A 234-nucleotide genomic window follows, 5' to 3' on the forward strand; every position below is an offset into this window, starting at 1 on the left:
GTATAGTATCAACCACAGGCTCCTGCAACGCTGGCGTTTCTAAATCAGAGCCATGCTCAGTGGTAGTTTCAGCAGAAACTTCAGCTTCAGCTTGCTCTGTGTCAGGGTTAATTGTGCTATCTATAGCAGTATGTTCAATATTCGCTTCTGAATCGGGAAGTTCAACCGGTAATGCTGGAGCCGGCGCAGGTTCTACCGGCATACGTACCGGCGACTCAGGTTGTCTCTGTGATG

Annotated in this window: 1 protein-coding gene; it reads right to left on the minus strand. The window is 49.1% G+C overall.

Features of this window, described 5'->3' with window-relative positions:
- A partial coding sequence (locus tag SB753_RS41535; protein ID WP_410805751.1) for a hypothetical protein occupies positions 1-202 on the minus strand: 202 nt, incomplete at its 3' end.
- Positions 203-234 lie beyond the last annotated feature (32 nt).

This window comes from Paraburkholderia sp. SIMBA_053 (assembly GCF_046534895.1).
GTDB classification, from domain to species: domain Bacteria; phylum Pseudomonadota; class Gammaproteobacteria; order Burkholderiales; family Burkholderiaceae; genus Paraburkholderia; species Paraburkholderia caledonica.